The sequence below is a fragment of the Burkholderia sp. S171 genome (assembly GCF_009766085.1).
Taxonomy (GTDB): domain Bacteria; phylum Pseudomonadota; class Gammaproteobacteria; order Burkholderiales; family Burkholderiaceae; genus Caballeronia.
The window spans coordinates 586,705-606,849 of record NZ_LMUF01000030.1 but is presented as its reverse complement, the minus strand read 5'-3'; the positions used below and the strand labels follow the sequence as shown (position 1 = coordinate 606,849).

Below are 20,145 nucleotides of genomic sequence, written 5' to 3'. Positions count from 1 at the left end.
TCCGCTTGAGTGATTAGGTGCGTGGATTTACTTTGCGGCAGCTGGGGCCGACGCAGGAGTGGACGCGCCGGCAGTTGGATTGAACCACCACGTCGATGTGATCCAGTCTTCGGCGACGTAATACAGCGGCAAGGTCGCCGGATACGCAAGCGTGTTTCGATACGCCACCCGATGCGAAGCCGTGTACCAATGCGGGATGACATAGTAGCCATGCATCAGGACCCGGTCGAGCGCGTGGGTGGCATCGAGGAGTTGTTCGCGTGTCTGCACGCCGAGCAAGGTATGCACAATTGAATCCACTGCCGGCGACTTCAGCCCGTTCATGTTATCCGAGCCCTGCTGATCCGCGGACTTGCTGCCAAAACGCGAATCCTGTTCGGTCCCCGGAATCTGCACGTCGGGCATGCGCAGGCTGGTCATGTCGAAGTCGAACGCGTCGAGCCGCTTCTGGATCAGCGCAAAGTCGACCGTCCGGAAATTCGCCACGATGCCGAGCTTCTGCAAGTTGCGCTGGTACGTGGCAACGACCGGTTCCATCGACGAGCCGCTGGCCGAGTCATCGAGAATCTCGAAGACGAACGGCTGGCCCTTCGCGTTGCGCAACGCGCCGTTTCTATACGTCCAGCCCGCGTCGACCAGCAGCTTGCGCGCCTTGATCAGGTTCGCCCGCAGTGAACCGGGTGGATCCGTGTCCGGCTGCTTCACCATGTCGCCGAACACAGCGGGATCGAGTTGCGCGCGCAACGGCGAGAGGATCGCCAGTTCGCCCGCGCTCGGTTTACCCGTCGCTTGCAGATCGGTATTGGCGAAAAAGCTGTCAGTGCGCGTGTATTGGCCGAAAAACAGTTGCCGGTTCAGCCACTGGAAGTCGAACGCAAGATCGAGTGCCTGACGCACGCGCACGTCCTGGAAAATCGGCCGGCGCAGGTTGATGAAAAAGCCCTGCATGCCCGTGCCGTTGTGATTGCGAAATTCGCGCTTGATCAGCTCGCCGTTGTCAAAGCGTTTACCGATGTCGCGACGAACCCAGTTACGCGCAACATATTCGACCAGCGCGTCGTACTCGCCGGCCTTGAACGCCTCCAGCCGCGCGACGCCATCGGAATAGAGCTTGTAGTTAATGCGCTCGAAGTTAAACGTTCCCACGCGCACCGGCAATGTGTCGCCCCAATACGCCGGATCGCGCTTGAAGGTGATCGTGCGGCCGTTATCGTATTGCTCGATGAGATACGGACCGCTCGCGATCGGCTTCTGAAACGCGAGTTGATCGAAGGGAATGTGGCTGCCGTCGGGCTTCATGCCCCACTTGTGCGAAAACACCGGAATCGCGCCCGCGATAAACGGCATCTCCCGCGTGCGCTCCTTGAAATCGAAGCGAATGGTCAGCGGATCAAGAATGACCGCGCGTGAGATCTGGCCAAAATACACCGCATATTGCGCTGCTGCCTGCGGACTTTTCAGTGTATCGAACGAGTACTTGACGTCTTCGGCTGTGACGGCATCGCCGTTCGAGAAACGCGCCTTCGGGTTGAGGTGAAACGTGACCGAGAGGCCATCGGGGGCGATGCTGATGTCGTCGGCAAGAAGACCATATGCCGTCGATACCTCGTCAGAACTGCCCGTCGTCAAACTCTCGAACATATAACCGAGCCCGGGCGCGGGGTTGCCACGCTGCGTGAACGGATTGAATTTATCGAAGCTCGTGAGCCGGTTCGGGTTCGCCAGAACTAGCGTGCCGCCGCGGGGTGCATCCGGATTGACGTAGTCGAAGTGCTTGAAACCAGCGGGATATTTCGGCTCGCCATACTGCGCGATGGCGTACACGGCGAATGCCGATTTCGGAACCGCGAGCCCGCCGAAACCGATCAGCAAGCTGCCAGACAGAAGACCGAGAAGACCGAGGACCCGTCGGGAGCCAGTCGCCATGAGTGCCTTTATAAGTACCAGTGAAACGATGATCGGAAAAACAGCCTGCCGTTCAGAGCCAGCTCCGGGCTCTGAACGGCGCCCCAAGCGCTGCACGCCTTAAGCGGCATGAGGCGATGTGAGAGAATTCTACTAAAACCACTGTCCCGGGCATTGTAACGACGCGCGCACGGCTTGCGCGCGCTCAGCCCGGCGCATGTGCGATATCGACTTCTTAAGGAGCATTCATGGGATTTCTCGCTGGAAAACGGATTCTGCTGACGGGCTTGTTGTCGAACCGCTCGATTGCCTATGGCATCGCGGCGGCATGCAAGCGCGAAGGCGCCGAACTCGCCTTCACCTATGTGGGGGACCGCTTCAAGGACCGCATTACCGAGTTCGCGACCGAATTCGGCAGCGATCTCGTGTTTCCGTGCGACGTGGGTAGCGACGAGGAAATCGACGCCCTCTTCGTCTCGCTGAAAGAACGCTGGGACACGCTCGACGGTCTCGTGCATTCCATCGGCTTTGCGCCGCGCGAAGCGATCGCGGGCAATTTCCTCGATGGCATGACGCGCGAGAACTTCCGCATCGCCCACGATATTTCCGCGTACAGCTTCCCGGCGCTCGCCAAAGCCGCGCAATCCATGCTCTCCCCCGATGCCTCGTTGCTCACACTGAGCTATCTCGGCGCCGAGCGGGCGATCCCGAACTACAACACGATGGGCCTGGCGAAGGCATCGCTTGAAGCCAGTGTGCGTTATCTGGCGGTGTCTCTTGGAGACAAGGGCGTGCGCGTAAACGGCATCTCGGCGGGTCCGATCAAGACCCTGGCGGCAAGCGGCATCAAGGGCTTTGGCAAGATTCTCGAGTTTGTCGAAAACAACGCGCCGATGCGGCGCAATGTGACCATCGATCAGGTCGGCAATGTGGCGGCGTTCCTGCTGTCGGATCTGGCGGGCGGCGTGAGCGCCGAGATCATCCACGTCGATAGCGGCTTTAATGCCGTGGTCGGTGGGATGGCCCCGCAGGCGATCTCGGAGTAGTGGTTCGATGGCGGCGTCTCTTTCGAGTCGCCCATAAGTCAAAAGCCGTCCTGCTTGCGCAGGACGGCTTTTTTAATGCGTCTGATCAAGGTGTTTAATTGCGGTGGCCGTTGTGGCCGCCATTCCCGCCATGGTAGTTGTTGTTCCCGCCATGGTTGTTGTTCCCGCCATGGTTGTAATTCCCACCATGGCCGCCGTATCCCGGGCCGCCATGACCATAGTTCGGGCGGCCGCCATTGTGCCGATACCACTCGTCACGCCCCCAATAGCGGCGACCATCATAGTAACGATTGCCATACCACCCGATCACGATTCCCGGCTGCACATAGACGGGAGCCGGTTGATAGATGACCGGTGGTGGCGGCGGTGCGTAGTAAGGCTGCGGTGCCACATAGACCGGAGCCGGAATCCCGATGTTGATCCCCACGTGCACTTGGGCGTGGGCAAAGCCGGATATCGTCGCGAGGCACAGACCGGCAACGCCGGTCAGGATCCGGATGCTTTTTATCTTGTTCATGTAAAGGCGCGCCTCTGGCCGTCATTGTTCAGGTGGAAGCGAATATAGCGGATCGCCTTCAATCCGGTACTTCAACTTTGTAAGTTGTTCTTCAGCGAACGGGTATCGTCTGTTGAAAGCTTACTCTTTGTTACATCATGAAAAACCGCGATTCGGGTGTGGTCGGGGGTTGCGTCAGGCGGCGAGCTGGCGGGACGCTCAAAAAACAAAGGCCACCCGGCTTTCGCCGGATGGCCTTGGGGCCAGATATCTGACGGGTACTGTGTTCGCGGACCGACGTTAGTGCCAGCCGCGATGATCGTAATGACCGCCGTGACCGTGATAGCGGTACCAGTCGTCGTGATTCCAGTAGCGGCGGCCGTCCCAGTAACGATCACCGTGCCAGCCGACTACCACGACCGGCGCTCCGACATACACCGGCGGAGGCGGCGCGTAGACAACTGGAGGCGGCGGCGGTGCGTAGACCGGCTGCGGCGCGACGTACACCGGTGCAGGCACGCCGATATTGATACCAAGACGCACTTGGGCCATCGCTGCGCCTGACATCCCGAGCGCCCCGATTGCAATCGCGCCGGCAAAAATGGAAGTTTTCAGTCTATTGTTCATTTGAAGTGCACCTCAACGGAGTAGGTTCGTTGAGTAAATCTTAGCGGAACGAACCGGCCTAAATGTTTCAAGTTGGTAACTCCGAATTACCACCGCCGTCAGGGTGTGACACAACATTTCTTTAGCTGAGCGTTATCGCTTGGCGCCGTGCTCGCTGGATTGGGTACGCGCCGCGGGCGGCTTGAGGTGCACTGATAGAATTGTGGGTATTACACGCATCGCACGCATCGTTTGTATCGTTTTTCAATCACTGCAACCCGAATGACGTTCGCAACGTGCCGGGCTTTCGCGTGACCGCGTTTGAGCTTCTGATTTATCTATGCCTATCCGCCATCGTCTCGCCGTAGTCTGCGGCACCACCCTCGTCTTCCTGCTGACGCTGGTCGCGAACGAATGGATTTTCAGGCACTCGGAGTTCGTGCTCGGAGTCAACTGGATCTATCTGCCTGCCGGCATACGCCTGCTGTGTACGCTGTTATTCGGCGGTCTGGGCGCGATTGGGATACTCATCGCGTCGTGGATCGGTTGTTTCTTTTATTACTTCCCGGACGATCCAGTTCGCGCGACTTTCGGCGGCATTATCTCCGCGCTTGCGCCGTATCTCGTGTATTTCTTCGCCACGCGCAAACTTGGTCTCAGTCAGTCACTCGCGAATCTCACGGCCGGACGTCTGTTAGTGCTGATCCTGCTCTATTCAATCGCGGGCCCGGCAATGCAGCAAGCGTGGTGTGCGTTGAGCGGCGATACCACCAATGTCGGCGAACGTTTTATCGTGATGTTTATCGGGGACCTGACTGGTACGCTCATGATTATCTACACGCTCAAGCTGGGTCTTTGGTTTGTCACGCGCATGCATGCGTCGATGCACCGCGCATCGCGCTCACGTTGAGAACACAGAGTCAGTCGGCCCGACCGTTTTCTGCGCTTGTGCGAAGAACGATGAAGTCATCGCGTGAACCCGATGCAAATGGTTTTTGGATCGTGCGCGTATTGCGTGTTGAAGCGCATCGCCATTGCCGCCTTGCGATGCGAATATAAAGCCGTTCAATTTGTTCGATTGGCTACGTTGCCCTGCTTCCAGCCGCAGGGCAACGCGCTCTTTTTTAATCACTCTCTCAGGTCCAGGTGCGCGTCACTTTCTTGCGCCGATACACACCCTCTTTCGCAAATCGTAACATTTAATTATCAAGCTGATAAGGGTTTGGGAGTCGGTTTACTGGCGATGATATGATTCACAGATGCATTTCGAGTCCGCCGCCATGGCAAAAAAACACCTTGTAGATACCTATTTTCGATTCCTGAACCTTGCTCAGGCGGTTCAGGCGTTGCCGTCTTTTCCGAAACTCGATGCCGCCGAAGAACGGCTGCTCGAAGCGCTGACAGCAGCCTGGCACGCGGGGCGTACGCTGACCGTGACGGAGACGATGGCGTTATCGGTCGCAGGCGCGCCTGCTACGGTGCACCGCAAACTCACGCGGCTCAGACAGGAAGGACTCGTCTCAGTCGACGAATCGAGCACGGATCTGCGGTCCAAGACTGTCATGCCCACACGCAAGGCGCTCGACTATTTCGAGAAGCTGGCAGCGTGTCTCGAGGAAGCCAAGCGGAAGTAGACGCGCATGGCGAGGACGCACGCGGGCGCGATCTAACCTCAGCCGATCCATGCAGCCGCGAAACGTCTGCTCGCGAGTGAGTGAGTGAGGGAATGAGACAATCGGTGAATTTTGGAGAGGTACACCATGATCGACGGCCTGGTTTCCGGACGTCTCTACGGCACGGCGCAAGTGCGTACGGGTCAGCACGGCACGCACTTCGTAACATGCCGGGTTCGCGCCTCGGCCGGCGACGGCGAGAGCCTGTTCGTGAACGTGATCGCCTTCGACGACACCGTCAAGGACGCACTCCAGGCGCTCGATGACGGCGACAGCGTATCGCTTGCCGGCGCACTCACGCCGAAGACCTGGACGGACAAGCAAGGTAACGCGAAACCCGCGCTGGACATGGTCGTGCACGCTGTACTGACGGCCTACCATGTGCAACGCAAGCGTCGTGCTGTACGCGGTGAAGCAGGACAAACGGACCTGCAAGGCCCCGACGATCTGGACGGCGACGAACTCTGAGTTCAATCGGGCGCTCTCGCCATGTTGGCCCCCAGGCGAAGCGCCCCGCTCGATCCAAGAAAAACAAGCTTGCCGATTCCGTTAACGGTTCAACGCCTGGATCAACGGATGATCGCAGTAGATCCGGTTCTCATAAACCTGGCCATTGCTGTGACGCACGCAGTCCACGCCTTCGAAGCGCAGCGGCACATCGCCATGCGTGCCCGTGGCAATCCATCGGATGAAGACTGTGTCGCCGCGACTCGCGTGGTCGGCGACTTCCAGCCTGAAATCCGGAACGTGGCGCAGCAATGCATGCAGCGGCCGCACATAGGCCTCCACGCCCTTCAACGGCGCGTGCAATCCCGGCCAATGTCCTTCGATATCCGCCGCCAGTTCATCGCTCGGCTGGCTGAAGTCCGGCGCGGCCCAGAACGCGGCGTACTTTTCCACGCACCATGCCGGGCCCATCAGCGTACTGTCGAGAAAACCGGTAATGGCGGCGAACCGTCCGTCGATCGAAAATACGCCGAAGTCCGTCCCGCTCGCCAGTTGCCGGCCAGTGGCATCGACCAGACGCCAACTGAAGCGGACCATCGCGCCCGTCGCATCAATTGCGCCCATCCGCTCGAACGTCAACCCGGGCATCTGTGCCTGGAATGCGCCGATCATCTCGGCGAATCCGTTCGGGCCGGTGCTGCTCATCATCGGGTCGGTGTAGCGAGCGCCGTCGAGCAAAACCAGCTCGGCAAGAGCGTTCCGACGCGACGCATCCGTCTCGTTCCATGTATCGATATAACGACCCACCAGAACGTCATGCTCAGTCATGATTCTCTCCTTCGATAGTCTTCGCGGCTATGGCCGGACCGGGATTAGCGCGGCCTGGGAGCAATCATCGGGACGAGCATGTCGTACGTCGATTACCTGACAGGTAATGGAGCCACGTGCGCCGGTTTGATAAGGTACGTGCATGAACACACTGACTGCGACGGCTGTGGGTATCGGCCCAATGATCAAGCACTGGCGCGAACGACGGCGCATGAGCCAGCTTTATCTGGCCAGCGAAGCGGAGATTTCGAGCCGGCATCTGAGTTTTATCGAAACGGGGCGTGCCGCGCCGAGCCGCGCGATGGTGCTGCGGCTTGCGGAGTATCTTGAAGTGCCGCTGCGTGAGCGTAACGAGTTGCTGAACGCGGCAGGATTCGCGCCGGTGTTCCAGGAACGCTCACTCACGGATCAATCGATGCAGCCCGCACGAACCGCAGTCGAGCAAATCTTGAAGGGGCACGAGCCGTATCCGGCGCTGGCTATCGACCGGCATTGGAATTTGGTGTCGGCAAATGGTGCGGTGGCTGCGCTTATCGCTGATGCTGATCCAGCGTTGCTTGAACCGCCGGTGAATGTGTTGCGGTTAAGTCTGCATCCGCGGGGGTTGGCGTCGAAGATTGTGAATCTCGGGCAATGGCGCACGCATTTGCTGGAGCGGCTGGAGCGTCAGATTGCCCTGAGCGCTGATCCGCAGTTGAGTGCGTTACGCGGTGAGCTGAAGCGTTATCCGGGAGGAGCCGATCGGAATGACGCGGGGGAATCTTCTATTGTGATCCCGTTCGTGTTGAGCACGGCCGCGGGCCAGTTGTCATTCATCAGTACAACGATGATATTTGGCACGCCGATTGATATCACATTGTCGGAGCTGGCGATCGAACTGTTTTTTCCGGCCGATGAAGCGACCGCGGCGGCGTTGAGGCGGTGAGGTGCGATCACGCAATTCTGTTTCGTTAGTTACCCTAATGAAATATTCCGGACCGGCGGACTAACCTCAACTGTGCAAGTCAGCAACCCATACGCCTGCGTTCCGGCCGTAACGATCGGCGCCTAAGCGGCCTGTGCATGCGCGCCGGGGCGAGCCCGGGCGACCTTCGGAATGCCCTTCGCGCGAAGTTGCCACATGTCGTATTTAACTTGCATTTGCAACCAGCCGAGCGCGGACGGTCCAGTTGTCCACTGCTCGAGTCGGGCAGCCATCTCGGGACTGATAGCAGCGCGCTAATTGATAACCCGCCAGAGGGTTGCGCGGGACACGCCGACTTACTCGGCTGCCTCGCTTACCGTCAACAAGCCCAGGGCCGGCAAAACATCCTCGCGCAGCAGCGAACCAGGATGAGGGGGATTACGTTGAATCATCGCTCGCCGCCATCATTTAATTCACCCAAAATAACAAAAACCCCGTAAGTCGTTAGACCTACGGGGCTTTGCATTCTTCTGGCGGAGACGGAGGGATTCGAACCCTCGATCCAGGTTTTAGCCCAGATGCTCCCTTAGCAGGGGAGTACCTTCAACCTCTCGGCCACGTCTCCTGCACTTTCTGTCACGCGGGAGTCAGCGCGACGAAGCCAGAATGATAGCGGGTTAGCCGCTGCGGGTCAATTTCATGAGACAAAATTTTTCATCTCGTGAATTGCATCGAACAGCGCTTTGCACGTTATCAAGTGGCTTGTTTCAACTACCGCCAAGAAACGCGCGGCACGCTGTCACACCCACACCTTCCCCGGCTGTCCTTCAGCCTCGATCGAGTTCGAACACCTTATGCAGCGCGCGCACCGCAAGCTCGGTATATTTTTCGTCGATAAGCACCGAGATCTTGATCTCCGATGTCGAGATCATCTGGATATTGATGCCCTCCTCCGCCAGCGTACGGAACATCGTGCTCGCAATACCCACATGCGAGCGCATGCCCACGCCAACCACGGACACCTTCGACACCTTCGGATCGCCACGCACCTGTTCGGCCTTCACGTGGTCCTTCACTTGATTCGAGAGGATCTCCATGGCATGCGTGTAATCGCCGCGGCCCACCGTGAACGTGAAGTCGGTCTTACCGTCCACGCTCGTGTTCTGGATGATCATGTCGATGTCGATATTCGCATCGGCCACCGGTCCGAGGATCTGATACGCAATGCCCGGCTTGTCGGGCACGCCCATCACGGCAATGCGCGCTTCGTCGCGCTGAAATGCGATGCCCGAGATAACAGCTTTTTCCATGGTCTCGTCTTCTTCAAAAGTAATCAGGGTGCCCGAGCGCATTTCGGTTTCGAGCGGAATCAACGGGTCCGTCAGGCTCGACAACACGCGCGTCTTGACCTGATATTTACCGGCGAATTCCACCGAACGGATCTGCAGCACCTTCGACCCGAGGCTCGCCATTTCCAGCATCTCTTCGAACGTCACGCGATCCAGTCTGCGCGCTTCTTCGACCACGCGCGGGTCCGTGGTGTAGACACCGTCAACGTCCGTATAGATCAGGCATTCATCGGCTTTCAACGCCGCCGCAATCGCGACCGCCGACGTGTCCGAACCACCGCGTCCCAGCGTGGCAATATGCCCGTCCGGATCGACGCCCTGGAAGCCCGTGACCACCACGACCTTGCCTGCGTCGAGATCGGCGAGCACACGCGTGCCGTCGATGTCGCTGATGCGTGCTTTCGTGAACGCACTGTCGGTCTTGATCGGCACTTGCCAGCCGGCATAGCTGACCGCTTCCAGCCCTTCCGCCTGCAACGCAATCGCGAGCAGGCCGACGCTGACTTGCTCGCCGGTGGACGCGATCATGTCGAGTTCGCGCGGGTCAGGATTTGCGGTGATTTCGCGCGCGAGGCCGAGCAGGCGGTTCGTTTCGCCGGACATGGCCGACGGGACGACGACCATCTTGTGGCCGGCTCTGTGCCATTTCGCGACGCGCTTGGCGACGTTCTTGATGCGCTCGACGGAGCCCATCGAAGTGCCGCCGTATTTATGTACGATGAGTGCCATTGTCGTTTTGAACAGGAGGAAAAGCCGCGCTGGCGCACCGTTTGATGCGCCGCGTACTGCATGACTGCACGTGTTTCACGTATTGCATCAGAAGCCGGCTTGAGGAAACACAAGCAACGCCCTGGATCGGTGCGATCGACGACTTAAGCGTGACGACGAAGCGCGGTAGCCGCACGCGCAAGGTTGGCTCGCGCGCAAAATGCAATTCTGGCTGCTAAAAACGCGTCTTCTGGACGGAAAAGCTGCTTGAAAAGCGTTGCGGGAAACCGGTAAACGTACCCGATCAAGGGCTAAAACACAAGCCTGCGCGGGCGATTCGACGCGTTTGCGGGCCGTTTACAGGCCGTTCTCAAGAAAAATTGACCGGATTTGTTGCGGCCTATGAACCACTAAAAAACGGGGCAGATTGAGTTTCTGCAAGGCTGGAACTCTGCAAATGCCGCGCGTAAGCGCACCAGCTAGCCGTTCACGCGATAACCAGGTCCGGTTGCCACTCGATCCGCCTATAGCCAAGCGCGTGGCCATCGCCGCTTACTTCGGCGCAGGCACGATTGACGCCAATGGACGGCACGAACAGCAAGGTTTCACCGAGAAACACCAGCGGGACATCGCGTTTCCAGCCCGGCACACCGCGCTCCTGAAACAGGTTTTTCAGGGTCCTGCCGGGGCCATCCGCACTCAAATACAAGCGCTCACCGCCCGCACGCGACCGTGCGCAAAGCGGCGCGGCGCGCAGCGTGGCTTCGGACACCGCGTCTTCATCGCCCCGTGCCGCCGATTTGAACACGAACGTCCCCCGCCAATGCGGCAAGCGCCAGATACTTTCGCCGTTCCAGTTCAGCACGCTCGCCATACGCGCGGGATTTGCGCCATCGTCGAGATCAGCGGGATCCGCGCTATCGCCCTTTTCCCAGAAGATCGAATCGCGATATGCCCGCAAGCAAAACCCGGCGTGATCGATGCGCAACGCGTGACCGTCCCGGGAAACCGCAGCGTCGCGCAATTGCCGCAACACCTCGCCAATACGCGCCGCCGATGCTGCCAGCAGCCCGAGCGAGCGCATCCAGTAACGCAGCAGGTTGATCGCGCGTTCATCGTCGAAAGCGAGTACCGCTGACAAGGCCAGCGCGCCTTCTTCGTCACTTTGAGCCGAGGTCATATCGATGCGCGCGAGTTCATCGAGCAACCTTTGCGCCGATGCCGCATGCGACGCGGTCCGCGCAAGCGCATCGCGGAAACCCGGGAAATGCACAGCGAGCGCCGGTAGCACGTCATGACGCAGCGCATTGCGGGCATAGCGGGTATCGGCGTTGGATTCGTCATCGATCCAGCGCAGATCGCGCTCATGCGCGTAGTGCTCGAGTTGTGCACGCAACAGATGCAATAACGGCCGCACGCGCGGCGTGGAGGCACCGTCGGCGCGTTGCGGCGCCATGGCGGCGAGCCCGGCCACGCCCGCGCCGCGCAGCAATTGCAGCAGCACGGTTTCCGCCTGGTCGTCGGCGTGATGCGCGAGCCAAAGGGCGCTTGCGCCCTGCTCGTCGCAGAGCGCGTCGAGTGCGCGATAACGCGCGTCACGCGCCGCCGCTTCCAGGCTCTCGCCGCCTTCGCGTACCACGTCGACCTGACGCGACGCGAACCTGACGCCTAACGTTTGCGCGAACGCGTGACAATGCGCGGCCCAGGCATCGGCGTTCGGACTCAAGCCGTGATGGATATGCAGCGCGATCACGCGCGATGACCCCGCGCATCGAACTGCGGCATCGAGCAGCGCAGTCGAGTCGAGACCGCCGCTGAGCGCAATGGCGATGGTGGGTTGAGGAGAGCCGGGCACATCGGCGAACGCCGCGCGCACCGCATCGATCACGAGGCGGCTGGCGGGAGTGTCAATGTCGGAGGATGTCACAGGGGTCGGCTTGTTAAGTTGCCTTCATGGCACCTTCGAGGCCACCTTCGAGGCACCTTGAAGGTGGCCTGCACAGAGGGAACCATGAGCGCCGCGCTCAAGCTTCACGCACCCGGCAGGTTTTCCTTGAACTTGCCGTACGCCATCAGCTTGTCGAAGCGGCGCGCACGAACGTCGAGCGCATTCATGCCGTGGAACTGGCGCAATGTATCCGCCAATGCACGGCGCAACAATGCAGCCATGCCTTTCGGATCGCGATGCGCGCCGCCCAGCGGCTCGTTGACGATCTTGTCGATCAATCCCAACGCCTTCAGCCGATGAGCCGTCAAACCCAGCGCTTCGGCCGCTTCGGGCGCCTTCGCCGCGCTTTTCCACAAAATGGACGCACAGCCCTCGGGCGAAATCACCGAATAGGTTGAGAATTGCAGCATCAGCACGCTGTCAGCAACGGCAATAGCCAGCGCACCGCCAGAACCACCTTCGCCGATGATGGTCGCCACAATCGGCGTTTTCAGTTCAGCCATCACATACAGATTACGACCGATTGCTTCCGACTGCCCACGCTCCTCTGCCCCAATACCGGGATACGCGCCGGGGGTATCGATGAACGTAAAAATCGGCAAGCCGAATTTCTCTGCCAGCCGCATGAGCCGCTCAGCCTTCCGATACCCCTCCGGGCGCGGCATGCCGAAATTGCGCGCTGCGCGCTCTTTCGTGTCGCGGCCCTTCTGCTGGCCGATCACCATGCAGGGCTGGCCGTTGAATCGCGCCAGACCGCCGACAATAGCCAGATCGTCCGCATAAGAGCGGTCGCCATGGAGTTCGTGGAAGTCGGTGAAAAGCTCGTTCACATAGTCGAGCGTATACGGGCGCTGCGGATGGCGCGCGATCTGCGAAACCTGCCAAGGGGTCAGGTTGGCATAGAGATCTTTGGTGAGTTGCTGGCTCTTCTTCGACAGCCGCTCGATTTCTTCCGAAATATCGACAGCGGAATCGTCCTGAACGAAGCGCAATTCTTCGATCTTCGCTTCGAGTTCAGCGATCGGCTGTTCGAAATCCAGAAACGTGGTCTTCATATGTTCGAATCCTAAAGCATCGGGCAGCGCGTATTCTAACCGCGCCGGCCTCACTACATTTCGGGTCGCAGCTATTGATTATAAGATATCAATAGTCCGCCGACTGCGACCCGACCCTGCGATCGGAGAATTTTAGTGATCGGCGGGGACGGGATAAAGGCTGCGCCACATGTACCAGGTCGCAACGGTGCGCCACGGCTCCCAGTTCGCCGCGACTTCACGCGCTTCGCTGCGCGTCACGGGTTCGCCGCTGAAATAGTTGACGCTGATGGCCTGGATCAAGCCGAGATCATCGAGCGGCAGGACGTCCGGGCGCGACAAGTTGAAGATCAGGAACATTTCCGCCGTCCACCGGCCGATGCCGCGAATCTGCGTCAACTCCGCGATCACAGCTTCATCTTCCATTGATGTCCAGCTATCCACGTGCAGCGCACCCGAAACGAAATGCTGTGCGACATCGAGGATATATTCGGACTTCCGCTTCGATAACCCGCACGACTGCAACTTCACCGGTCCCACCTTGATGAACTGCTGCGGCGCGAGCGTTGGGCACGCCCCCTCCACACGCTTCCAGATAGCCTGAGCCGCCGTCACGGAAATTTGCTGGCCGACCACCGAACGGGCAAGCGTGGTGAACGGATCGTCGCGATTGATCAAATGCACCGGGCCGAACTTCGGAATCAGTTTCTTTAGGATACGGTCGCGCTTGACGAGGTCGGCGCACGCCTTGTCCCAATACTCGGGGCGAGCCGCTTCCGCCGACAAACCGGGCGTCTGCACCGGCACGGTTTTCTCGGCCGTGATCGCACGCGACTTGCGGACAATCTCGCCGTCGGTCTGCGGAGCGCGCACGAGCGCCTGCGTTGCGTCGCGGCTGACGTCGGTCTCATCGGCTTTTACGTCGAGCACGCCGTTGGTGTCGCCGATCACCTTCTTCGATGACACCTTGGCCGACACTTTCGCGGACCCTGAAGGCGCGGTTGCCCGCACTGACTTGCGCGCGCGAACGAGACCGTTCGTTTTAGCGACGGTTTTAGCGACGGTTTTAGCGACGCCGTCATGGACCACGCCATTGACCGCACGTTTCTTCGATACCGTCTTGCGCTCTCCGTCGTGGCCAGCACCGTTGGCGAGCTTCGCCTCGGGCGTCGACACCTTCGACGTTTTCACCTGCGCACGCCGCGCGACCTTGCTCGCGGGCGCTGCGATACTACCGGACGCGGCTCGTTTAGCCGGCGCCTTTCTGGCCGTTGCCATCATGCCTCCTACCTGGCGAGTCGATCAAAGGGAACGAGAGGCGCTTAGCTGCGACGCCATTCGGTCAACCCACCCGGTTTGTCTTCAAGTGCAATCCCGGCTTCGAGCAATTCGGCGCGAATCCGGTCTGCTTCGGCATAGTTCTTTGCCTGCTTCGCAGCAACGCGAGCGGCGATCTTCATGTCTATATCGGCAGGCGTGAGGTTTTCTGCACCCTCTTGGCCAGCACTATCGCGACTACGCGGTGTGTCCTGAAGAAACGCACGCGGCTCACGTTGCAACAATCCGAGCAGAGCGGCCAGTTCCTTCAATTGACGTGCTAGCACGGTGTCCTGCGAGCGATTCACTTCACTCGCCAATTCAAACAACACGGCGATCGCAACCGGCGTGTTGAAATCGTCGTTCATCGCCGCGCGAAAACGTTGCGCATGCGCTTCGTTCCAGTCAAGCGGCGCGACATCCGGCGTCACGTCTTTCAACGCTGTGTACAAACGCGTGAGCGCCCCACGTGCGTCGTCTATATGAACGTCGCTGTAATTGAGCGGCGAACGATAGTGTGCCCTTGCAATAAAAAAGCGCACGACTTCCGCATCGAATTTTTCGAGGACTTCGCGGATGGTAAAGAAGTTGCCCAGCGACTTCGACATCTTTTCGCTGTCGATCTGCACGAAGCCGTTATGCATCCAGTAGTTCACGAACTGAACGCCCGTTGCGGCCTCGCTCTGCGCAATTTCATTCTCATGGTGCGGAAACTGCAGGTCCTGGCCGCCACCGTGAATGTCGAAGCGATCGCCCAGCAAGGTGCATCCCATGGCTGAACATTCGATATGCCAGCCCGGCCGGCCGCGTCCCCATGCCGAGTCCCAGCCCGTGTCCGGCGGCTCCCCTTCCTTCGCGCGCTTCCATAATACGAAGTCGAGCGGATCTTGTTTGGCGTCGTTTGCCGCCACACGTTCGCCCGCGCGCAGGTCTTCAATCGACTTGCCCGACAGCTTGCCGTAGCCCTCGAACTTGCGCACCGCATAGTTCACATCGCCGTCTTTCCCTTGATACGCGTAACCGTTCTGCACGAGCGTCTGGATCATGCCCAGCATCTGCGGAACGAAATCGGTCGCACGGGGTTCGAGATCAGGACGGGCCACGCCGAGCGCATCGAGGTCGTCATACATGGCCTGGATGAATCGTCCCGTCAGCGCCTTGATCGATTCACCGTTTTCCACCGCGCGGCGAATGATCTTGTCGTCGATGTCTGTGATGTTGCGCACATAAGTCACGTTGTATCCGAGCGTGCGAAGCCAGCGCTGGACAATATCGAACACGATCATCATGCGTGCGTGCCCGACATGACAATAGTCATACACCGTGATTCCGCAAACATACATGCGCACTTCTCCGGCACGGAGCGGCACAAAAGGTTGCTTGTCACGCGCGAGCGTGTTGTAGATGCGCAATGAGTTCATAAGCGATGGTGCGTGGGCCGGGACATCCGTATTTCGACTGCTGGCCAATGTTGTGACGGCGTGCTGCATGTCCGCGCTCGTTCGCATTCGTTTCTGGCTGCCAATATGAACGGTGACAACGGTGCTTTCTGCACTGCTGCGACCCATGCTACAGGTAGCCGTGAAACAAGAGCAACATCGAGAACGACAATTGAACCAGCAACAAGAACGATGTCGACGCGAACATCAGCGATGTGACACGTTCCAGCAAGTTCCAGCACGTTCAACATGTTTGACCCGGCCCGGCTTCGGACTTGAAGCGCTGGGAACCGTGCGCGCCATCACGAGAAACATGACGGTCACGCTGCGATCAAAACGGGGGCGGCCGCGAGTGGCGTAAAGACTGTCTGGACGTTCAGCGGAACGTTGCAGACGTTTTGTTAGAATGGGTCGGAGTATAACATCCAGACCAGAGCCTATGAAACCTTCAAGCGGCCGCGCATCAAGCGTTGCCAAGCTAGCGGCGACCGCCCTTGCAACCGTCACATTCGGCCTTGGCGCAGCGTTTTTGGCGGTTACGCCGGCGCTTGCACAAGTCTCCACCGCTACCGCGGACGACACGCCGGCTATCGACCTGGCTATTTCGCAGAAGCAATGGCCAAGCGCGCTCGCGCAGCTCGACGCACGCCTGAAGACCAACCCGCGCGACGTGCAGGCCAAGTTCAAGCGTGCGACCGTACTCGCGCGTTTGAACCGGGACGACGAAGCCATCGCTGCGTTCACCGAGCTTACGCAAGCCTATCCGGAACTGCCTGAGCCGTATAACAATCTTGCCGCGCTCTACGCCAAGAAGGGCCGCTACGATGAAGCACGCGTCGCGCTCGAAACCGCGACGAAGGCGAATCCGAGTTACGCGTTGGCATACGAAAATCTTGGCGATCTTTATCTGCGGCTCGCGAGCGAATCGTATAAACGGGCGCAGGGGCTTGGGTCGAAGAGTCCGTTGACGGCGCAGCGCGTGGGCGACATTCAGAAGATCGTCTCGCCGCCGCCACGACGTCGTCCGGAAGCTGCTGCTGCGGCGGCCGCGTCGGGTGCCTCGCACGTATCGGGCGCTTCGGCGCCGGTGGCGGCGTCATCGTCGTCCGCGGCGTCTTCGTCGAGTGCAACGTCTAACGACTGGACCGCGCCGGCGTCGAGTAGTACGTCGGGCACCTCGTCAGGCACTACGTCCTACGACATGTCATCGCCGCTTTACTCGCCGTTCGCCGGACCCAGCGTGCCGCTCTCCACCACGCCTTATTTCGCGCCCACGAATCCATAATCCGATAATCCGGCAGGATCGAACGTTCAGACAGCCACGCATCGAAATGTGTGAACGTTCGACAAGTCTTCACCCGTAGCTGCTCCAACCAGAGGATCGATTGCTCATGAAAAGTTTGTTGTTGGCGCTCGGCAGCGCTGCACTCATTGCCCAGGCGCCCGCCTTCGCTCAGTCGTCGCAGACTGCTGCTCACCCGACCGTGCTGCTCAAGACTTCACAAGGCGACATCAAGGTTGAGTTGTATCCTGAGAAGGCGCCGAAAAGCGTCGCCAACTTCCTGGACTATGTAAAGTCAGGCCAGTACAACGGCACGATTTTTCATCGCGTGATTCCGGGCTTCATGATTCAGGGCGGCGGCTACACGACGAGCTTTGCTGAGAAGCCCACGCGCGCGCCCATCCCGCTCGAAAGCAAGAACGGCCTGAAGAATGCGACCGGCACGCTCGCGATGGCCCGCACGAGCGATCCGGATTCGGCAACCTCGCAGTTCTTCATCAACACGGTCGATAACACCGGCCTCGATTACCCCAACGGCGACGGCAACGGTTATGCCGTGTTCGGCAAGGTGGTCGCGGGCATGGACGTAGTGAAGAAGATCGAAGGCACGCCGACTACCACGCGCGGCCCGATGGGCGATGTGCCGCAAACGAACGTCGTGATCCAGTCGGCTACTGTCGTCGGGAAGTGATCGTCCGGAAGTAATCGTGCGGAAATCAAGCGTGGGAATCAGCAGGGCAATGAGCCTGTCAAGCCCAGGCCCGGGGAACAAGTCGTAGCCGCTCGCCTTCGTGGCGGGCACGCATGAAGCAGGCATGAAGCAGGCATACGCCGTGCGCATCGCGTATTGCTCCATCTACTCTTGAAAAGGAAAGGAACACATCATGGTCGAACTGCATACGAATCACGGCATCATCAAGATCGAGCTGAACACTGAGAAGGCTCCCAAGTCAGTCGAAAACTTTTTGAACTACGTCAAGAAAGGCCACTACGACAACACGGTGTTCCATCGCGTGATCGACGGTTTCATGATCCAGGGCGGCGGTTTCGAACCGGGCATGAAGCAAAAGCCGACGGACGCACCGATCGACAACGAAGCAAACAACGGCCTGAAGAACGAGCACGGTTCCGTCGCCATGGCGCGCACCAACGACCCGCATTCGGCCACCGCGCAGTTCTTCATCAACGTGGGTGACAACGAGTTCCTGAACCACTCGTCGCCGTCGCCACAAGGCTGGGGTTACGCGGTATTCGGCAAGGTCGTGGATGGCCTCGATATCGTCGACAAGATCCGCAAGGTCAAGACGGGCTCGAAGGGCTTTCATCAGGACGTGCCGGTGGATGACGTCGTGATCGAAAAGGCTGTCGTCGCCGGGGAATGACCGACTCGACGCACAGCGTGATCGAAACAGCCGAAACAGCGGGCGCGAAAGATACAGCGCGCCCGCTGTTTTTCATTTCCGATCTCCATTTGAGCGACGCCATTCCAAACACGGTGGCGGCGTTCGAGCATTTCATCGAGGTGACGGCGAACGATGCCGACTCGGTGTTCATCCTCGGCGACCTGTTCGAATTCTGGGTGGGCGACGACGTGCTGAATGCAGCAGTGCCCGGGCCGCGCGCAGCATTCGCGAGGCGCATGACGGCGTTGATGCATACCTTGTCCGAACGCGGTATTGCGTTGTATGTGATGCACGGCAACCGCGATTTTCTGCTCGGCAAGCGTTTCATGCGAGCCGCCGGGGCGTTGGCGTTGCCCGATCCGTTTGTCATCACGGCATTCGGCACGCGCATTGTGGTGGCGCATGGCGATGCGCTTTGCACAGCGGACCCCGCCTATCAGCGCTTTCGCCGGTTTGCGCGTAACCCGGTCGCGCAACAACTGTTCTTGAGTTTGCCGTTGAAGCTGCGTTTATCGATTGCGGAGCGCATGCGATCGACCAGCGAAGACGGCAGGATGCGTCCGGTGCAGGAGAAATATGACGTGACGCGCCAGGCAGTGGCGCAGCTGTTTGTGAGCACCGGCACCCACACGATGATCCACGGCCACACGCATTTGCCCGCGCATCACAGGGAACGGGATGGCGTTCGCTGGGTCATGCCTGATTGGGAACTGGATCACGGCGAGCCACGCGGCGGATATCTGCGCGTGGACGCCGAAGGGATTCGGGCGTTACCGCTGGAGTGAGCTTAGGCGGGAGGGGGTTTCTCGCTTTTGTGCTTACGTGCCAATGCCCGATAGAAACCCGCCCTCTCGTTCAACGCCGCGCTGCTTCGCCTTTCATTGCATCGGAGAGACGCTTTAGATCGATGAACGCGGCATCTTCGAGGCCGCTGATCGCATCTATGCGCGTGCCCAGTTTCTCAAGCGCCGCAACAATCTCATCCACACGATGCGCTTGCGTAGACGCGTGATCGATCAAGCCGTGGATAGCCAGCGACACGGGATCATCGGCGTTCGGCGTGATGCCGTATGCGCAGAACGCCGCGCGCTCAGGCACACCCAAATTTTTTTGCGAGGGTTTGATGGTCGCCGGCATGACCACGCGCGCCGGATTACCCACGGCCGTTCCGCCCGCCGGAACCGGCTTCACCACTACCGCGTTCGACCCGATCTTCGCTTCAGCGCCGACCGTGAACCCGCCGAGCACTTGCGCGCCCGCCCCGACAATCACGCCGCGCTCAAGCGTCGGATGCCGCTTCGCGCCGCGCGCGAGCGACGTGCCGCCAAGCGTCACGCCTTGGTAGATCGTGCAGTCATCGCCAATTTCCGCCGTTTCGCCGATCACCACGCCCATGCCGTGATCGATGAACACCCGCCGTCCAAGCGTCGCGCCGGGATGGATCTCGATGCCCGTCATGAAACGCGCGAACTGCGAGACAAATCGCCCGAGCCAACGCCAGCCCGCGCGCCAGCAAGCATGCGCGATCCGGTGCAGGACGACAGCATGAAAGCCCGGATAACACGTCACGACTTCCCAGGCGCTGCGAGCGGCAGGATCGCGCTCGCGGATGGCGGCGATGTCTTCGCGGAGTCGATTGAACATGGCGGTGGCTCTGTGGGTGACCGGGGTGCCGATTTTCGAACGCGCGGCTCAGCACGGATTCGGGAATCGATAGTTGGTTTTCGCAGATTGTAGGACGCGCCGTGGAAATTCGCTGC

19 protein-coding genes, 1 tRNA gene and 1 pseudogene are annotated in these 20,145 nt (G+C 59.7%); 9 read left to right on the top strand and 12 right to left on the bottom strand.

Features of this window, described 5'->3' with window-relative positions; translation table 11 throughout:
* Positions 1–27: 27 nt before the first annotated feature.
* The gene (locus GSQ93_RS16570; RefSeq protein WP_158936721.1) at positions 28–1,926 is read right to left on the bottom strand and encodes an extracellular solute-binding protein; all 1,899 of its coding nucleotides are present in this window, start codon (positions 1,924–1,926) and stop codon (positions 28–30) included.
* A gap of 227 nt (positions 1,927–2,153) precedes the next feature.
* On the opposite strand from GSQ93_RS16570, the gene fabI reads away from it, so the two are divergent.
* Entirely contained in the window at positions 2,154–2,951 is a 798-nt protein-coding gene (gene fabI / locus GSQ93_RS16565) for an enoyl-ACP reductase FabI (RefSeq protein ID WP_158936720.1), read from the top strand.
* A gap of 94 nt (positions 2,952–3,045) precedes the next feature.
* Here fabI and GSQ93_RS16560 read toward each other — a convergent pair whose 3' ends face one another.
* Positions 3,046–3,459, bottom strand: a complete 414-nt coding sequence (locus GSQ93_RS16560) for a hypothetical protein (protein WP_254073911.1) — start codon at positions 3,457–3,459, stop codon at positions 3,046–3,048.
* Between the two features lie 288 nt (positions 3,460–3,747).
* Positions 3,748–4,074 (bottom strand): hypothetical protein, encoded by a 327-nt coding sequence (locus tag GSQ93_RS16555; protein WP_158936718.1) that lies wholly within the window; start codon positions 4,072–4,074, stop codon positions 3,748–3,750.
* Positions 4,075–4,393: 319 nt separating this feature from the next.
* Between GSQ93_RS16555 and GSQ93_RS16550 the strand changes: the two genes are divergently transcribed.
* From GSQ93_RS16550 to GSQ93_RS16540, 3 genes are all read left to right on the top strand, one after another.
* On the top strand, positions 4,394–4,963 hold the full coding sequence (locus GSQ93_RS16550) for a hypothetical protein (RefSeq protein ID WP_158936717.1): 570 nt from the start codon (positions 4,394–4,396) through the stop codon (positions 4,961–4,963).
* A gap of 370 nt (positions 4,964–5,333) precedes the next feature.
* On the top strand, positions 5,334–5,687 hold the full coding sequence (locus GSQ93_RS16545; protein ID WP_158936716.1) for a winged helix-turn-helix domain-containing protein: 354 nt from the start codon (positions 5,334–5,336) through the stop codon (positions 5,685–5,687).
* 126 nt (positions 5,688–5,813) lie between these two features.
* Positions 5,814–6,194 carry a single-stranded DNA-binding protein gene (locus tag GSQ93_RS16540; RefSeq protein WP_158936715.1) on the top strand — a complete coding sequence of 127 codons (381 nt, stop codon included), beginning with the start codon at positions 5,814–5,816 and terminating at the stop codon, positions 6,192–6,194.
* Between the two features lie 81 nt (positions 6,195–6,275).
* Here the strand turns inward: GSQ93_RS16540 and GSQ93_RS16535 are convergent, their stop codons facing one another.
* On the bottom strand, positions 6,276–7,001 hold the full coding sequence (locus GSQ93_RS16535; protein WP_158936714.1) for a nuclear transport factor 2 family protein: 726 nt from the start codon (positions 6,999–7,001) through the stop codon (positions 6,276–6,278).
* 142 nt (positions 7,002–7,143) lie between these two features.
* On the opposite strand from GSQ93_RS16535, the gene GSQ93_RS16530 reads away from it, so the two are divergent.
* Positions 7,144–7,926, top strand: a complete 783-nt coding sequence (locus GSQ93_RS16530) for a helix-turn-helix domain-containing protein (protein WP_158936713.1) — start codon at positions 7,144–7,146, stop codon at positions 7,924–7,926.
* A gap of 122 nt (positions 7,927–8,048) precedes the next feature.
* Here GSQ93_RS16530 and GSQ93_RS16525 read toward each other — a convergent pair.
* The 7 genes and pseudogenes from GSQ93_RS16525 to cysS form a co-directional block, all read right to left on the bottom strand.
* Positions 8,049–8,357, bottom strand: a pseudogene (locus GSQ93_RS16525) (HigA family addiction module antitoxin).
* 79 nt (positions 8,358–8,436) lie between these two features.
* Positions 8,437–8,530: transfer RNA gene (locus GSQ93_RS16520), tRNA-Ser, on the bottom strand.
* Between the two features lie 202 nt (positions 8,531–8,732).
* On the bottom strand, positions 8,733–9,983 hold the full coding sequence (locus GSQ93_RS16515) for an aspartate kinase (protein ID WP_158936712.1): 1,251 nt from the start codon (positions 9,981–9,983) through the stop codon (positions 8,733–8,735).
* Positions 9,984–10,449: 466 nt separating this feature from the next.
* Complete coding sequence (gene tilS / locus GSQ93_RS16510; RefSeq protein ID WP_158936711.1) at positions 10,450–11,889, bottom strand: tRNA lysidine(34) synthetase TilS; 1,440 nt, start codon at positions 11,887–11,889, stop codon at positions 10,450–10,452.
* A gap of 104 nt (positions 11,890–11,993) precedes the next feature.
* Positions 11,994–12,965 (bottom strand): acetyl-CoA carboxylase carboxyltransferase subunit alpha, encoded by a 972-nt coding sequence (locus GSQ93_RS16505; protein WP_031363946.1) that lies wholly within the window; start codon positions 12,963–12,965, stop codon positions 11,994–11,996.
* A 132-nt stretch (positions 12,966–13,097) separates the two neighbouring features.
* The gene (locus tag GSQ93_RS16500) at positions 13,098–14,222 is read right to left on the bottom strand and encodes a DNA-3-methyladenine glycosylase (protein WP_158936710.1); all 1,125 of its coding nucleotides are present in this window, start codon (positions 14,220–14,222) and stop codon (positions 13,098–13,100) included.
* 44 nt (positions 14,223–14,266) lie between these two features.
* Positions 14,267–15,682: a cysteine--tRNA ligase gene (cysS, locus tag GSQ93_RS16495; RefSeq protein WP_158936709.1), complete on the bottom strand. Its 1,416-nt coding sequence runs from the start codon at positions 15,680–15,682 to the stop codon at positions 14,267–14,269.
* A 424-nt stretch (positions 15,683–16,106) separates the two neighbouring features.
* Between cysS and GSQ93_RS16490 the strand changes: the two genes are divergently transcribed.
* The 4 genes from GSQ93_RS16490 to GSQ93_RS16475 all read left to right on the top strand — a co-directional run bounded on the left by GSQ93_RS16490 (position 16,107) and on the right by GSQ93_RS16475 (position 19,170).
* The gene (locus GSQ93_RS16490; RefSeq protein ID WP_158936708.1) at positions 16,107–16,985 is read left to right on the top strand and encodes a M48 family metallopeptidase; all 879 of its coding nucleotides are present in this window, start codon (positions 16,107–16,109) and stop codon (positions 16,983–16,985) included.
* Between the two features lie 106 nt (positions 16,986–17,091).
* Positions 17,092–17,673, top strand: a complete 582-nt coding sequence (locus GSQ93_RS16485; protein ID WP_158936707.1) for a peptidylprolyl isomerase — start codon at positions 17,092–17,094, stop codon at positions 17,671–17,673.
* 193 nt (positions 17,674–17,866) lie between these two features.
* Positions 17,867–18,364: a peptidylprolyl isomerase gene (locus tag GSQ93_RS16480; protein ID WP_158936706.1), complete on the top strand. Its 498-nt coding sequence runs from the start codon at positions 17,867–17,869 to the stop codon at positions 18,362–18,364.
* A complete protein-coding gene (locus GSQ93_RS16475; protein ID WP_158936705.1) occupies positions 18,361–19,170 on the top strand; it encodes a UDP-2,3-diacylglucosamine diphosphatase in 810 nt (269 codons plus the stop codon). The genes GSQ93_RS16480 and GSQ93_RS16475 overlap by 4 nt, the downstream gene beginning before the upstream one ends.
* A 70-nt stretch (positions 19,171–19,240) precedes the next feature.
* Here GSQ93_RS16475 and cysE read toward each other — a convergent pair whose 3' ends face one another.
* Complete coding sequence (cysE, locus tag GSQ93_RS16470) at positions 19,241–20,029, bottom strand: serine O-acetyltransferase (RefSeq protein WP_158936704.1); 789 nt, start codon at positions 20,027–20,029, stop codon at positions 19,241–19,243.
* Between the last annotated feature and the right edge of the window lie 116 nt (positions 20,030–20,145).

Coding starts and splice junctions, on each gene's coding strand:
- GSQ93_RS16570 (WP_158936721.1), bottom strand. CDS start 1,926: ATGGCGACTGGCTCCCGACGGGTCCTCGGTCTTCTCGGTCTTCTGTCT.
- fabI (WP_158936720.1), top strand. CDS start 2,154: ATGGGATTTCTCGCTGGAAAACGGATTCTGCTGACGGGCTTGTTGTCG.
- GSQ93_RS16555 (WP_158936718.1), bottom strand. CDS start 4,074: ATGAACAATAGACTGAAAACTTCCATTTTTGCCGGCGCGATTGCAATC.
- GSQ93_RS16550 (WP_158936717.1), top strand. CDS start 4,394: ATGCCTATCCGCCATCGTCTCGCCGTAGTCTGCGGCACCACCCTCGTC.
- GSQ93_RS16545 (WP_158936716.1), top strand. CDS start 5,334: ATGGCAAAAAAACACCTTGTAGATACCTATTTTCGATTCCTGAACCTT.
- GSQ93_RS16540 (WP_158936715.1), top strand. CDS start 5,814: ATGATCGACGGCCTGGTTTCCGGACGTCTCTACGGCACGGCGCAAGTG.
- GSQ93_RS16535 (WP_158936714.1), bottom strand. CDS start 7,001: ATGACTGAGCATGACGTTCTGGTGGGTCGTTATATCGATACATGGAAC.
- GSQ93_RS16530 (WP_158936713.1), top strand. CDS start 7,144: ATGAACACACTGACTGCGACGGCTGTGGGTATCGGCCCAATGATCAAG.
- GSQ93_RS16515 (WP_158936712.1), bottom strand. CDS start 9,983: ATGGCACTCATCGTACATAAATACGGCGGCACTTCGATGGGCTCCGTC.
- GSQ93_RS16505 (WP_031363946.1), bottom strand. CDS start 12,965: ATGAAGACCACGTTTCTGGATTTCGAACAGCCGATCGCTGAACTCGAA.
- GSQ93_RS16500 (WP_158936710.1), bottom strand. CDS start 14,222: ATGGCAACGGCCAGAAAGGCGCCGGCTAAACGAGCCGCGTCCGGTAGT.
- cysS (WP_158936709.1), bottom strand. CDS start 15,682: ATGAACTCATTGCGCATCTACAACACGCTCGCGCGTGACAAGCAACCT.
- GSQ93_RS16490 (WP_158936708.1), top strand. CDS start 16,107: ATGGGTCGGAGTATAACATCCAGACCAGAGCCTATGAAACCTTCAAGC.
- GSQ93_RS16485 (WP_158936707.1), top strand. CDS start 17,092: ATGAAAAGTTTGTTGTTGGCGCTCGGCAGCGCTGCACTCATTGCCCAG.
- GSQ93_RS16480 (WP_158936706.1), top strand. CDS start 17,867: ATGGTCGAACTGCATACGAATCACGGCATCATCAAGATCGAGCTGAAC.
- GSQ93_RS16475 (WP_158936705.1), top strand. CDS start 18,361: ATGACCGACTCGACGCACAGCGTGATCGAAACAGCCGAAACAGCGGGC.
- cysE (WP_158936704.1), bottom strand. CDS start 20,029: ATGTTCAATCGACTCCGCGAAGACATCGCCGCCATCCGCGAGCGCGAT.